Raw genomic sequence first — 14,665 nt, forward strand, 5'->3', positions numbered from 1 at the left:
ACGCTAAGTATACGAATTTTTTTCTTTTTTAGGAAACACGGTATAACTAAAGCTAATGATAAAATCAATTAATAAAATCAACGACCATAAACGAAGTGTTCCAAGAAGTACAAAAGTTTGTGCTGTATCATTGATGTATAAGATAATTCCTCCTAGACATAAGCTTCCGATACACCAAGCTGCTAAGTGACGATACCACCCAACTCTTTCACGTTTAGCAAGCTCTTTGCCATATTTTTTCTTTTTGGCAGGCCTCTCTCCATTTGCAAAATGGAAAGCAAATTGCTGATCTGCCCACTTAATCATAGTATGGCCATATGCAACACTCACACCAATATAAATTGCAGCAATACCATGGACAGTCGAAGCCACTGCACCGTTTTTTAAATCGATGACGGTTGCTATTAACAAAATGCAATCGACAACCGGTGTAAGAATAAGCAAAATCGTACTCAGCCGTTGCCTTTTTAAGATATACCTTGTTACCAATCCAGCTGCAACAAATATCCAAAAGCCTATTTCACAAGCTATGATCAACCAACCAATCATTATCTCCACCCCTTTTTAGTACAGTTGTACTAATTAAATTATATGCGACTTATTTAAATAATACAACTGTGCTATAATAAAAACATGCCAAAAAAAGTAGATCATGAAAAAAGAAAAATCATTATAGCTGAAGCAACATGGAAAGTAATTGCCGAAGCTGGGATAGAACGAGCGACTGTTCGGAATGTGGCTGAAGCTGCTCAACTATCCGTCGGCTCTTTAAGGCATTATTTTACGACACAACCTGAATTATTACGCTATTCGATGCAGCTCATTTCTGAACGAGTAAGCGAACGGATGGCCAATAAACATTACACAGGGCCACCACTTCAAGTCATGCAGGAAATACTTTTCGAATTTTTGCCTTTCGATAACAATAGAAAAATAGAAATGGAGGTATGGCTCAGCTTCACAGCAAGAAGCCTTGTCGATCCAGATTTAATGAATTTAAATCGACAAGTATATCATGATTTAAGGCAAGTTGTTTCTACGGTTATCCATAGCCTTATATCCTTACAATTCGTAGCAAATGATTTTGCGGCGGAAGTCGAGATTGAACGGTTATATGCACTCATTGATGGACTTGCGATCCATCATATACTCCAACCAGACAGTTTATCTGTGGATACCATGCATGCTGTTATCCAGCATCATCTACAAACATTATGTAAACAGGAGGGGTAGAGATGAAACAAAGAGCCAAACACTTTGCAATAAGTGCACATCATGGGCAACGGAGAAAAAGTTCGAATGCCCCATATATTACACACCCAGTTCGTGTAGCTGAAAGACTTGAAGCGGCTGGTTTCGGTGAAGAATTAATTAGTGCAGGCTATCTACATGATGTCGTTGAGGATACGCCTTATACAATTGAAGACATTAAAGAACAATTTGGCAGTCATGTAGCTTATTTGGTTGCAGCTCACACAGAGGATAAATCCTTACGTTGGAAAGAACGAAAACAACATACCATTGATACTGTCAGAGTAGGTGGTAAAGAAATCAAACAGTTAATAATAGCCGATAAACTTGATAATTTATTAAGTCTAGAGGCCGACTTAGCTAATCAAGGTGATGCAGTATGGGATCATTTTAATGCTCCATATGATCAACAGAAATGGTATAACCAAGCGATTGCTGAAGTAATGTATAACGGGATCAATCAAGAAGACATACCAGATTATTTTAAGACGTATGAAGAACTCGTTCATCGAATCTTTGTTTCATAACAAATATAGAAAAAAGCTGCTATGGGAAAGTAATATAGCTAAATAAAACCGGCACGTAAACCCGATCTCTATTACATTCGGTTCGGGCACTTCATTCGATTGCAGTTTAAAATCGTTTCGTTTTTTCACTGGATCGGCCTCAGCTGACTCGAGTAAGAAATCGCTTACCCGAGTGGATCATACAACCCCTGCTGCAGCCATAGAAGCTCTGTAATGTTTTTCTACTGTATAATTAACTATTAAGCAAGCGTGTTCCTTTTCTTCATTTTAAGTTTGAGGGGGGTCTATATGTCCCCCCCATTCAATAAATGGTTTAAATCCGTGATTCTTTCTACCGTTTGTGATATTTATATCGTTTTTTCATGGTCTTCGATATCTGTTTCCACTTGTTTTTTTCTTCTAATTGTGCTTTTTGGTCTTGTTTTCTTTTTTCATATGCCAGTTCACGCTGCAATTTGAGGTAACTCTGAAAGCGTTGTTCCGATAGTTCACCTGAAGCTATTGCAGCTTTCACCCGACAACCTGGTTCTGTATCATGCCGACAATCTGTGAAATAGCATGCTTCAACAAAACTTTCTACATCTTGAAATGTAGTGTTAAAAGAATGATCGCCTTCCCATAGCTGTAGTTCACGCATTCCAGGTGTATCAATAAGCAATGCGCCACTTTGCAATTGAAACAACTCTCGATGGGTTGTCGTATGACGTCCTTTGCTATCCTGACTACGAATAGCTTTCGTCGTCTGTACTTCTTCGCCCAACAATATATTAACTAGTGTTGACTTTCCTACACCAGAAGACCCCAGTAATGCTGCTGTTCTCTTCGGAACTACATACTCCAAAAGATCGTTCAACCCTTCACCAGTCAAACTACTTAAAGCAACAATTGGCACTCCAATCGCTATCTCTTCGATTTCACTAATCGTATCTGCTAGTACCGCTTCTGTACATTCATCCTTCTTTGTTAGAACAATAATAGGTGTAGCTCCACTTTCATAGGCAGCAAGGACATAACGCTCCATCCGCCGTATATTTAAATCCTCATTTAATGAATTAACAATAAGGATCGTGTCTACATTTGCCGCCACGAGCTGACCCTCTGTTTTCTCTCCTGCCGCTTGCCGGATAAATTGACTCTTTCTCGGCACCACTTGATGAATAACTGCTTTTCCTTCCTCCATCAATTTATCTACGCGAACCCAGTCACCAATGGTTGGAAATTCTAATATGGAGGTAGTACCATTTAAAAATCTTCCGCTTACATGGGCAATATAGTCATTCTCCCCATCGGTAATTCGATACTGATTACGTTGAACCGCTGCAACGCGTGCCAGCTTATCCGTATCTATTGCAGGGAAAAAATGTTCATCCCAGCCTAACTTTTCTAAATTACTCACGATTGTTTCCTCCTATTTTCTGGAGGAAAGCCATTATACCGACCGTTCCTCCATTTTACGTGTAATATGGGTGGTTTGCTTTTTTATTACGAATTCACTCATAAAACATCACTCCTTTCAAATGGAAAAACCTTATACTCTTAGATTAGTTATACCTCATTTTTATGTATACGTAAAGTTTGTAAAAGAGAAATGAACAAGAGAATATGCGTGCTGTCAAAGTGTGTTTCGTCGAAGCGACACTTTCTTATCTTAATAAAAAGCCTTTCACCACTAACTGTTTTAGTGGTGAAAGGCTTAGTGGTGAAAGGCTTATAGGTATAATTATTTTAATTCGTCTAGAATCTCATTAATTTTATCCATTTCAGATTGTAATCCGCCACCGCTTAAGTACCAAAGCGGACCATCTAAATAAATAATTTGATCATTCTTATAAGCTTTAGTTTGTTTAATAATATCATTTTCCATATCCTTATTAATATTCGAATCCCCACCAATAGCAGCTGTGCGATCAATAACAAATAACACTTCTGGATCAAACTCTAGTAATGCTTCAAAGCCAAAGTTTGAACCGTGTGAAGAAGATTCAATATCTTCTGTTACAGGGTTGAAACCATATACATCATAAAGATAGCCGAACCGAGAATTACTAGCAAATCCAGATAAGTTACCTTCATTATACATGGTAACTAAACTAGTCTCATAATTTCCAGCTAGTTCATTTACTTCTTCTAATGCGGAATCAAATTCAGCAAGATATTCATCTGCTTCTTGTTCTTTATCAAACATTGTTGCTGCAATATTAACGGACTCTTGGAAAGTATTCCAATAATCATCTTGCTGTGTTCCAACAAAAACAACATTTGGTGTAATTTCTTTTAATTGGTCATAAAATGCTGACTGGCGCCCAGAGATAAAAATAACATCCGGCTCTAAAGCAGCAATATCTTCAAGTAACGGTTCTTTTAATGTACCAATGTTCGTATATTCATCCGATGCATATTTTTCCAAATGAGATGGTAACGTAGAACCTTTAGCTACTCCTACAATACCCTCAACACCTAATGCATCTAAAGTATCTAACATGCCATAGTCAAAAACTACAATATTCTCTGGCATCGATTCGAATTCTACATCTTCGAAAGTATAAGATGATCCGTCCCTACCTTCACTGTTAGAAACAGTTGGAGAAACTGTCATCGGATATTTTGAATCTTTACTTTGATCTTCAGAATTAGCACCTTGGCTTTCAGCATTTGAATCACCTGATTGTTCTGTGGCACTATCTTCGTTTGACCCACAAGCAACAAGTACGAATGATAAAAATATAAGTACAACTGCCATTCTAAATTTATTCACGCTTTATGACACCCCTCAAAATTATGTAATATATTCGCAACAAATGATATTGATAATCATTATCATCTGTTGTATTTATAGTATAATCCCTTTCACATCAACCGTCAAGACTCTTTAATAAACTTTCAACATTTCATCGATTTGTCATATACAAGAAATAAAGTCTAGAGCAACTGTTTAACCAACCGTAACTCTAGACTACATACAGCTTTATTTAGTTTGCCTCTGTGTGTGAATTAAAATAAACGCAAATCCTACAACCATTTTGTTCCTGTATAGGAATATCCATATCATATATTTCTCTTAAAGCTGTAGAATTGATAATTTCATTCGTTTTACCGTTTTTAACGAGTTTACCTTCCTTTAATGCCACAATTCTATCTGAATAAACCGATGCAAAATTAATATCATGTAAAACAATAATTACTGTCTTACCAAGGTCATCTACAAGCCTTCGTAAAGTCTTCATAATTTGAACAGAATGTTTCATATCTAAATTATTTAATGGTTCATCAAGCAGAATATACTCCGTATCCTGTGCAATGACCATCGCAATGAATGCACGCTGCTTTTGCCCCCCGGATAATTCATCTAAGAATTTATCTTGTATATTAACTAAATTCATATAATCCAATGCTTGTTCAATGTAATTGATATCTACGTCTGTCAATCTTCCCTTTGAATAAGGATATCTGCCAAAAGCTACTAATTCACGTACTGTCAATCGGACATTAATAAAATTGGACTGCCTTAAAATAGAAACCCTTTTTGCAAATTCATTTGATTTCCATTTCTTCACATTATTTTTATCTACCAAAACTTCCCCAGTGTCCGCATCTAATAACCTGCTAACCATTGATAGCAGTGTTGATTTCCCTGCGCCATTGGGACCTATAAATGAAGTTATCGTTCCAGGTTCAATAGTAACGGAAACATCTTCTACTACTGGTTTCTTACCAAATCGTTTCGTTAATCCTTTTATCTCTATCATCGGGAAGACCTACTTTCTTTGATTAATAAGTAAATAAAGTAAATTCCACCAACAAAATTAATGATTACACTCAAGGTTGTACGAAGCTCTAACACATGCTCTACGAGAAATTGTCCGCCAACTAGAGCAATAATACTGATCAAGCTTGCCCCTAATATTAATACAGAATGCTTATAGGAAGCTAAATATTGATAAGATAGATTCGCTACAATTAACCCAAAGAATGTAATTGGACCAACTAAAGCTGTTGATGTCGCTATAAGAATAGAAGAAAGAATTAGGACATTCATTACCATACGATCATAATTAATACCTAGGTTAATTGAATTCTCCCTGCCAAGTGACATCACATCTAATTTGTCCATTATCGAGTATCCATAAATGAATGCTACCAATAACATACCTACAGAAACCAGTAATAAATCAGAATTAACATTTGAAAATGTTGCAAACAATCGAGATTGTAAAGCCAAATATTCTACTGGATCAATAATAACTTGTAAAAATGTAACAAAACTTCCTAAGAACGTTCCAATAATCATTCCTATTAATAATAGTAAATAAATCGGATGTTTATCCGCCCGAAATAAGAATCGATATAATAGGAGAGCAAAAACCACCATCGCAATGATTGCAGCTCCAAAGTTCAGGTATTGATTCAACACCCATACCGACATAGATCCCGCAAAAAAATAAATCAACGTTTGGACAACTTCATACATCGAATCTAATCCCATTACTGAGGGCGTTAATATTCGATTCCTAATAATTGTCTGAAACACTACTGTTGCATATGAAATAGCGATACCTGTTACAATCATTGCAGCAATACGTATCATTCGTCTAGGGAAGGCGTAGTCAAAACCACCCTTTATATCATAAAAAGCGTAGAGTAATATACAAACCAATCCAATTCCAGCTAGAATAAATAACCTGATCCTATTTTTGCGCATATGCTCTCCCCCTAAACAACATGATTAAGAAGATCGCACTACCAATTACAGCAACCGTAATATTAACTGGAATTTCAAAAGGATGAATAATCACTCTTCCAAGAATGTCACAAGCCAGTAAAAAAGCAACTCCCATGACAGCAGTATGTGGAATTGTTTTTCTTAGATTGTCACCCAAATAAAGTGAAACGATATTTGGTATGATTAGACCCAGGAATGGAATAACTCCAACCGTTAATACCACCGTCGTAGAAATTACAGCAACAAGAAGAAGCCCAATATTTAACACAACTTTATAGCTCATCCCTAAATTCTTAGCGAATTCTTCACCCATACCAGCAACAGTAAACTTATTCGCATACAAATAGGCTAATATAACTGCCGGAACACTGACATATAATAGTTCATATCGACCAGCAATAACTAATGTAAAACTTCCCATTAACCAAGAGGAAATATTTTGTAACAAGTCTGCTTCATAAGCAAAAAATGTCGTAATGGAGGACAAAATATTTCCATACATGATTCCTATTAAAGGAACAAATATGGCATCTTTAAATTTTATACGATCCAAAATCTGCATGAACAAAAATGATCCGATTAATGCAAAAGCAAAACTAAAAATCACTTGCTGGGTATATGTAACATTTGTAAAGAACAGCATGGAGATCAATATCCCAAGTTTTGCTGCATCCAACGTACCTGCCGTAGTCGGTGATACAAATTTGTTCCGACTTAACGACTGCATAATTAATCCTGCAATACTCATCCCTGCTCCTGCCAAAATAATTGCTATTAAACGAGGCACTCTACTAATGAGAAATGTCTGCGCTTTATCGGACTCCCAATCTAACAAATCACTTAGTTGAATATCTATAGCACCAATAAATAGCGAAATAAATGACAGGATAACAGTAATTATAATTAATATCCATAGTCTCATAGGTTATCCTCACACGTGTTGTTGTCATTTTATAATTGAAAATGATTATCATTCTAAATGTAAATTTATTATATAAAATACATCGTATAAAATCAACCTGAATTATACTGCTGCTAGATAAATAATAAAATCGAACCTAGTATAGACAAGAGTTAAAATCAATCATAGGTAATGAAAATTCTACCCAAAAAATAGACCAGACGCTATCCTCTCGTCTGGTCCTAACATAATAGATATAAAATTTATCGTACATTCATTTCACTAGGCTCTGGGCCTTTACGCTCATTACGATCCAAGTCTTTAATTTTTTCTAGTTCATCTGCACTCAATTCAAAATCGAACACATCAAAATTCTCTTCAATCCTTGATGGAGTAACTGATTTTGGAATTACAATATTATCATATTGCAGATGCCAGCGAAGCACTACTTCAGCTGCTGTTTTATTATAGTTGGCTGCAATGTTGGTAATGACTTCATTATTTAACACATCTCCGCCTTGCATTAATGGGCTCCATGCCTCCACATAAATATCATGCTTGGCACAGAATTCTTTTACTTCTTTTTGCTGTAGGTATGGGTGACATTCTATTTGATTTACTGCAGGAACAATTTCGCATTCATCTAACAATCGTTGTAAATGTTCCACATTGAAATTACATACTCCAATCGCTTTCACTCGTCCATCTTTATACAGCTTTTCTAACGCTTTATACGTTTCCACATATTCATCATATTCTGGAGTTGGCCAATGAATAAGATAAAGATCCACATAATCAAGCCCTAATTTTTCTAAACTTTTATCAAAAGCCTTTAATGTATTCTCATAGCCCTGATCTGTATTCCACACTTTTGTAGTAATAAACAAGTCTTCTCTCGGAATATTACTACTAGCTAGTGCTTCCCCAACACCTCGCTCATTATCATATACCTTCGCCGTGTCAATCGAGCGATAGCCAACTTCAAGTGCTTTTTCTACTGCAGGTACTGCTTCATCATTTGGCACTTGCCATACACCAAAGCCTAACTGTGGCATTTTAAGACCATTATTAAGTGTAATAAATTGCATCCTATTAAAACACCCCTTCGATTTAATTAATCTCATCTTATCATAGCTTTTAGCCCATATTAATTAATATGCTTTTAAAGATGCCATCTCTTTCTTACCATTGAATAGGTACCTTCAAACTTTACTAACGAATGATGGTCAATCAAATAGGTTACAGGAAATAAACGATCCAGAAAATACCGGTCATGGGAAACAGCAATAATCGTACCATCGAACTGTTCCAATGCTTCCTCAAGTACTTCTTTCGATTCAATATCAAGATGGTTCGTTGGCTCATCTAAAACAAGCAAATTATGATTTTGATATACCAGTTCTGCAAGACGTAAACGCATTTTCTCTCCTCCGCTCAACTGGCTTACTTTACGAAAAACACTGGGGCCATAGAAAAGGAATTGAGCGAGTATTCCCCTCGCTGCTCCTTCAGCCACATGTACATGTTCTCGAAATTCTTGTAAAACAGACCGTTCGTTATCCATTTCTATCATATGTTGCGAGAGAAAACCAACGGACAAATTACTGCCTAAGTCAACTTTTCCTTCATCGCTATTAATGAAACCTAAAATTAGATTTAATAATGTAGACTTCCCCGTTCCATTTTTACCAACAATAGCAATACGATCCTGATAGCGAATGTGCATATTCACACGGTGAAGCACCCGCTTATCATCATACTTTTTTGATACATTCTCTAACTTCACTACATCTGTCCCACTTCGTTTTTCCATTTGAAAGTCAACTTTTATTCGCTTGTTTTCTAAGATCGGACGTTTATAAATTGTCATTCTCTCTAAAGCTTTTTCCATACTTTTTGCTCGTCGATGTAAACCATCATTTGGGGGATTTGCTCGATTTGCCCACTCTTTTAAGCGTTTTATCGTATCCTTCATCTTCTTTATCTTCTTTTGTTGATCCTGATACGCTTGAAATTCTTGAAGTAAGCGTTCCTCTCGTTCTTTTACATAATTTGTATAATTTGTATTATTATATTTCAAAATATCTCCTTGGTCTATTTCTACAATAGAAGTAATCGTTTCATCCAGAAAGTAACGGTCATGAGAAACGATAACCACCGTACCTTGGTATTGATTTATAAATGTAGTTAGCCATTCGATGGCTAAAAAATCAAGATGATTGGTTGGCTCATCTAATAAAAGCAGGTCCGGTTTTGTTAATAATAGTCTCGCTAAACCAACCTTTGTTTTCTCACCGCCACTTAAGGTGTTCCATTTTTTATTGGATAAGCGCTCCATTTGCAGGCCTTTCATAACACGTCTTACATCAGCAGCTACTACATATCCACCACCATCTTGAAACCGTTCTTGAAGTTTTCCGTATGTTTCCATAAGTTCATTTAATTTTTTGTGATTCTTCTCATTAGCCATTTTGCTTTCCAATTCTTCCATCTGAGCCTTTAATTGATTTAATTCAATGAAAACATCAAACAATAATGTTTCAACTACTGCACTTCCCTCCATGTCGGGAGCTTGTTCTAATAAGCCAATCGTTACATTCTTTTTCCACGTTATCTCACCACTTGCAGGTTTTGTTTTCTTGGCCAGTAAATGTAATAATGTAGACTTGCCTGCTCCATTTCTTCCAATAAGTCCAATTCGTTCTCCTTGTTTGATTTCCAATGATAAATCTGTAAATATTACATTTGCTCCTAGCATTTGAGTAACCTGTTGCAAACTACTAATAATCATTTGCCCTTCCTCCATCGTCAGAAGAGGCATTTTCGATACACAAAAAGACACGAAGACGTTTCTACTCCCATCCGTGTCTTTATAATGCATAGTTTAGCAGCTACTCTTCAATCATCAGAATAGTAAGCTGAGTCCATGCAATATCCGTTTGTAGGTAGATGCCTCTTACTGGTATTTTTTCCATTTAATTGGTAGCTAAAAAGGACATACGTATCCCTTTAGTGGCAATTCCGGAAAAAATCGCATAACGAATATAGAGATATTCCATAAGCTTCGTTACACTACCAGTATGATTCATCTAACCCACCTCCTTTTTGTGTTACGTTTAGTGTACCGAAAAATTCAGATTAATGTCAATACTTCCCCCTCACTCAATTTTCTGCACAGCAAAGGTATCTTGCAATACTGGCCAATTTTGAGGAAATGGTGCCCCCATTACCCAGTAGCTAGCCCCCCTTAGGTTATATTCCTCTACTGTGTTATATTTTGCCTGTATGCTTCTTGCGTCTTCAAACCATACTTCATGTGCTTGACCTTCTTCATCTGTGTATTGGAAGTAGGGGGACTGATACGTATCATTGTACTCAATCTCTGCTCCATACGTTGCAGCCAGCTGAATTGCCTCCTGTGAGCTGACAGTTCGAGCAACCGTCCCCTCTTGCCATGGAATCTTCCAATCTCTACCATATAAAGGAATACCCATCATAATCTTCTCACGTGGCATGACGGTAACTGCATAATCCAATACTTCACGAACGTTGTTAATCGGTGCTATGGCTAAAGGCCTGCCTCCTGCCCATCCCCATTCATAGGTCATTAATACAATGAAATCCACGATCTTACCTTGTGCTTGATAATCATGGGCTTCGTATAATAAACCTTCTTGATCATCACTAATTTTAGGAGCTAAAGCAGTTGTAACAATATAGTCTTCTGGATGTAGCCGAGCAACGACACGTCTTAGAAACGCATTATAATTTTCTCTATCTTCTGGATAGACATATTCAAAATCAAAGTTAACCCCTTGGTAGCCTTTTTCTTGCATAATTTCTAGTAAATTTGTAATCATTGTTTCTTGCAATTCCGGATTACGTAGAAGACTAGCAGCTACATCTGAATTAAATTCTCCCTCTACAAAATTAGTCAACACAAGTAAAGGAAACGTATTGGTTGCTTCAGCTGCTTGAAGAATTGGCCTATCATCTAATTCATTTATTCCTCCATCAGACTGAATATGATACGAAAATGGGGATAGATACGTTAGAAGCCTTCCATAGGCCATTACTTCTTGAGCTCCTTGCTGATTAGTATTTGTGGAATATGCATTTATCTCTGTAGTTGGCCTTGCTGGTTGTGAAATCCTGATGCGCTGTCCAGAATAAATAAGGGAAGGATCAACGATTTCATTCTCCCTGACAATGTCATCCACACTCACCCCAAAACGATTAGCAATTGCCCATAAGGAATCCCCTGGTTGAATAACATATGTTAAAAAAGGGATCTGCAGCATTTGACCAACAAAAAGCAAGGATGGATCTGTAATATTATTAAACGAGGCGAGCTCACTAACCGATATCTGATACCTTTGAGCAATCGCCCATAAATTGTCCCCAGATTGAACTACGTACTCCAGTTGGGCATTTGGAACAACTAAAGCTTGCCCGACTACCAATGTATTTGGATTATTTATTTGATTAAGTAAACTAATTTGATTTACGTCAGAACCATAATTATTAGCAATATTCCATAATGTATCATTACGACTTATCACATGTATTTGCATTTCTATTCGCTCCCCATGTAAACAATTAGGTATGTTTCGATCTCGCTACTTCATATTTTATTCATTGGGTGTTTGTCCTGTTATCTAAATTAGAGAATAAAAAAGACCATTCCCCTCCATTCGCGGAACAGCCTCTCACATCAACTATCTGTCCAAATAATTTCTCCAGATTGTTGGCTATGGTCTATGTTTACATTGAAATAATGTTTACAATAAAAATGCTTTAGTCGATGAACATGATCAAAATCGCGTTGGACAATATCACCTGTGATAAATTGCTTATTTTCTTCACGGGCTATTTCTTTTAACTGATTGATTAGGACAGAACCAAATCCTTTATTCTCTTCTCCCTTTATATCACAGATGTGAATGGTTCTTTCATTTTTATATTCTACTTCGATCGCAGAGTCCCAATTTCCACGAAATGGCTTTGTGCACTCATGTAGCATAATTTGGAAAGTGGTGGATTTTTTATCAACATAGATAACAGCCCAGTTCTCTTCCTTTGTTCGATCGATACTGATAATCTCAGATTTTTTAGCTATTTCTTTTACATTTTCTTGCATTCGAAATAATTGAAACTCTATAGAATCCAGTTCTTCTTTTAATTCTTCCTTATTCCTATCTATATCAACGAATGCAGTATAACTCAATTTTAATCACCTGCAATTTATCTAAAATAAGACACACAATGGTGCATTGTACAGGATATGCTTAAATGATGCAAATGTTAAAAAATTTGAAATAGTACTTCATACCTACACCAATTATGTCGATAATGAAGAAAAGCTGTCTTATTAATTGGGGGATAACAATGAAAAAGAAAAAGTTGGAAAAAGTAAAACATAAGAAAGGAAACAGGAAACACCCGAAACTTCTATTCTTAAAATGGAGAAACCTAAAGCTCAGCAAGAAATACATGATCGTTTTTTTCCTTACGATCGCTTTATTTGTCACCTCTGCCATTATTGTATACTTACAATTAAATCATGGTCAGAAGGATATACAAGCAGTAGATGACTATAGTAACCAATTAAACGACGTATCCCAATTAGCAATTCTTATCCAGGCAAAAGATGTACAATCTGCAGACTACCTTCTGACACAAAATGCGCAGTATATTGATTCTTTTAAAGAATATCAAAATGATTTTAATGAATTAGCAAGCAAACTCGAATCCACATTGGTTACAAAAGAGCAAAGAAGCTTGTTTCAAGAGATCAAAGAAAAAAATGAATCCATCGACACTGCTTTTCTCGATCGAATGGTCTCTTCCTTAGAAGGTGATAATGACATCATGGCTAATACATTACGAGATTATTCGTCTAGGATGAGAAACGATACGATACTTTTAGTAAATGAACTTATGGAATTAATGAAAGAGGATCAATCGAATGCACTAACCCAAGCGAAAAACAGTTCAAATACGAGTATTTATGTTTTAGTAAGTGCCAATCTACTCGTATTAATTATCGGAATCCCATTAATGATAATTGTCAGCCGCGGCATCACTTCAAGGTTAAAACAAGTCGTCCATTTAACCTCAAGAGTGGCAAATGGAGATTTACAATCCGATTCAATAAAGGATCATGGAAAGGATGAAATCGGTCAATTAGCTACTTCTGTTAATCTAATGAAAGAAAATATTAAAGCAATACTGATGAAAGTACAAAACGCTTCCTCCTCTGTCTCTTCTCGAAGTAAAGAACTCACACAATCAGCTACTGAGGTGAAAGAAGGCAGTAACCAAATTGCAACAACGATGGAAGAATTATCAACAGGTTCAGAATCCCAAGCGAATAGTGCAAGTAACCTATCTGAAACGATGCTAAGCTTTGTAGATAAAGTTCGTTCTTCTGAAGAAAAAGGCAAAGACATATTAACCAGCTCTGAAGGAGTACAACAATTAACGAATCAGGGTAAAAAACTGATGCAGCAATCTGTCACACAAATGAAGCAAATTGATACAATTGTTGCTGAAGCCGTAAACAAGGTACAAGGATTAGAACATCAATCAACTGAAATTTCTAAGCTTGTATTAGTGATTAAAGATATTGCTGACCAAACAAATTTATTATCGTTAAATGCAGCTATAGAAGCAGCAAGGGCAGGAGAACACGGTAAAGGTTTTGCTGTGGTTGCAGATGAAGTTCGTCGGCTCTCTGAGCAGGTCGCTTCTTCTGTAGGAGAGATTACCTCGATTGTGACAACTATTCAGGACGAAACCAATCAAGTGGTTCAATCATTGAATAATGGGTATCACGAAGTGAAGGAAGGTACGAATCAAATTGAAGCAACTGGCGACAACTTTAACTCAATTAACACCGCTGTATTAGAAATGACTAGCAGAATAAATGATATTTCCCAGAATCTCAACGATATAGCAGCGAGCAGTATGGATATGAACAATTTAATTGAAGAAATTGCTTCTGTATCTGAGGAGTCTGCCGCAGCTGTTGAACAAGCTGCCGCTTCTGCCCAACAATCCTCCAGTTCCATGGAAGAAGTTTCGGGTAATGCAAATGAATTATCGGTGCTTGCCGAACAACTAAATAAAGAAGTAAATGTATTTAAACTATAAGGAATATAGGAGCATGAAGTTACCTTACCCGTAAGCCAATACTTCCAGAGCGGAACTGGGAAAAGCTTACGGGTTATGTAATGAGAAACTAGAATAAATTCCTTGATAACA

The 14,665-nt window shown here is 36.4% G+C and carries 14 protein-coding genes; 3 read left to right on the forward strand and 11 right to left on the reverse strand.

Annotated elements, in window-relative coordinates; genetic code table 11:
• Positions 1-3: 3 nt before the first annotated feature.
• Positions 4-549, reverse strand: coding sequence for a hypothetical protein (locus M948_RS23115; protein WP_021288700.1), 546 nt, complete (start codon positions 547-549; stop codon positions 4-6).
• Positions 550-633: 84 nt separating this feature from the next.
• On the opposite strand from M948_RS23115, the gene M948_RS23120 reads away from it, so the two are divergent.
• Complete coding sequence (locus M948_RS23120) at positions 634-1,233, forward strand: TetR/AcrR family transcriptional regulator (protein WP_021288701.1); 600 nt, start codon at positions 634-636, stop codon at positions 1,231-1,233.
• A gap of 2 nt (positions 1,234-1,235) precedes the next feature.
• The gene (locus M948_RS23125) at positions 1,236-1,778 is read left to right on the forward strand and encodes an HD domain-containing protein (protein WP_021288702.1); all 543 of its coding nucleotides are present in this window, start codon (positions 1,236-1,238) and stop codon (positions 1,776-1,778) included.
• Between the two features lie 331 nt (positions 1,779-2,109).
• On the opposite strand, the gene rsgA is transcribed toward M948_RS23125, so the two are convergent.
• The 10 genes from rsgA to M948_RS23170 form a co-directional block, all read right to left on the reverse strand.
• Entirely contained in the window at positions 2,110-3,174 is a 1,065-nt protein-coding gene (gene rsgA / locus M948_RS23130) for a ribosome small subunit-dependent GTPase A (RefSeq protein ID WP_021288703.1), read from the reverse strand.
• Positions 3,175-3,498: 324 nt separating this feature from the next.
• Complete coding sequence (locus tag M948_RS23135) at positions 3,499-4,533, reverse strand: siderophore ABC transporter substrate-binding protein (RefSeq protein ID WP_021288704.1); 1,035 nt, start codon at positions 4,531-4,533, stop codon at positions 3,499-3,501.
• Positions 4,534-4,747: 214 nt separating this feature from the next.
• Positions 4,748-5,524 carry an iron ABC transporter ATP-binding protein gene (locus M948_RS23140; RefSeq protein WP_021288705.1) on the reverse strand — a complete coding sequence of 259 codons (777 nt, stop codon included), beginning with the start codon at positions 5,522-5,524 and terminating at the stop codon, positions 4,748-4,750.
• Positions 5,521-6,477 carry an iron chelate uptake ABC transporter family permease subunit gene (locus tag M948_RS23145; protein WP_021288706.1) on the reverse strand — a complete coding sequence of 319 codons (957 nt, stop codon included), beginning with the start codon at positions 6,475-6,477 and terminating at the stop codon, positions 5,521-5,523. The genes M948_RS23140 and M948_RS23145 overlap by 4 nt, the downstream gene beginning before the upstream one ends.
• Positions 6,464-7,420 (reverse strand): ABC transporter permease, encoded by a 957-nt coding sequence (locus tag M948_RS23150; protein WP_021288707.1) that lies wholly within the window; start codon positions 7,418-7,420, stop codon positions 6,464-6,466. The genes M948_RS23145 and M948_RS23150 overlap by 14 nt, the downstream gene beginning before the upstream one ends.
• Positions 7,421-7,662: 242 nt before the next feature.
• Positions 7,663-8,487 (reverse strand): aldo/keto reductase, encoded by an 825-nt coding sequence (locus M948_RS23155; RefSeq protein WP_021288708.1) that lies wholly within the window; start codon positions 8,485-8,487, stop codon positions 7,663-7,665.
• A gap of 74 nt (positions 8,488-8,561) precedes the next feature.
• Positions 8,562-10,190, reverse strand: coding sequence for a ribosomal protection-like ABC-F family protein (abc-f, locus tag M948_RS23160; RefSeq protein ID WP_021288709.1), 1,629 nt, complete (start codon positions 10,188-10,190; stop codon positions 8,562-8,564).
• Positions 10,191-10,374: 184 nt separating this feature from the next.
• A complete protein-coding gene (locus M948_RS43910; RefSeq protein WP_021288710.1) occupies positions 10,375-10,488 on the reverse strand; it encodes an RAxF-45 family protein in 114 nt (37 codons plus the stop codon).
• Positions 10,489-10,557: 69 nt separating this feature from the next.
• On the reverse strand, positions 10,558-11,973 hold the full coding sequence (locus tag M948_RS23165; RefSeq protein WP_021288711.1) for a LysM peptidoglycan-binding domain-containing protein: 1,416 nt from the start codon (positions 11,971-11,973) through the stop codon (positions 10,558-10,560).
• Between the two features lie 140 nt (positions 11,974-12,113).
• Positions 12,114-12,626 carry a hypothetical protein gene (locus M948_RS23170; RefSeq protein WP_021288712.1) on the reverse strand — a complete coding sequence of 171 codons (513 nt, stop codon included), beginning with the start codon at positions 12,624-12,626 and terminating at the stop codon, positions 12,114-12,116.
• A 161-nt stretch (positions 12,627-12,787) separates the two neighbouring features.
• On the opposite strand from M948_RS23170, the gene M948_RS23175 reads away from it, so the two are divergent.
• Positions 12,788-14,554 carry a methyl-accepting chemotaxis protein gene (locus M948_RS23175; RefSeq protein WP_021288713.1) on the forward strand — a complete coding sequence of 589 codons (1,767 nt, stop codon included), beginning with the start codon at positions 12,788-12,790 and terminating at the stop codon, positions 14,552-14,554.
• The last annotated feature ends 111 nt before the right edge of the window (positions 14,555-14,665 follow it).

This window comes from Virgibacillus sp. CM-4, assembly GCF_000445495.1.
Classification (GTDB): Bacteria; Bacillota; Bacilli; order Bacillales; family Amphibacillaceae; genus Virgibacillus; species Virgibacillus salexigens.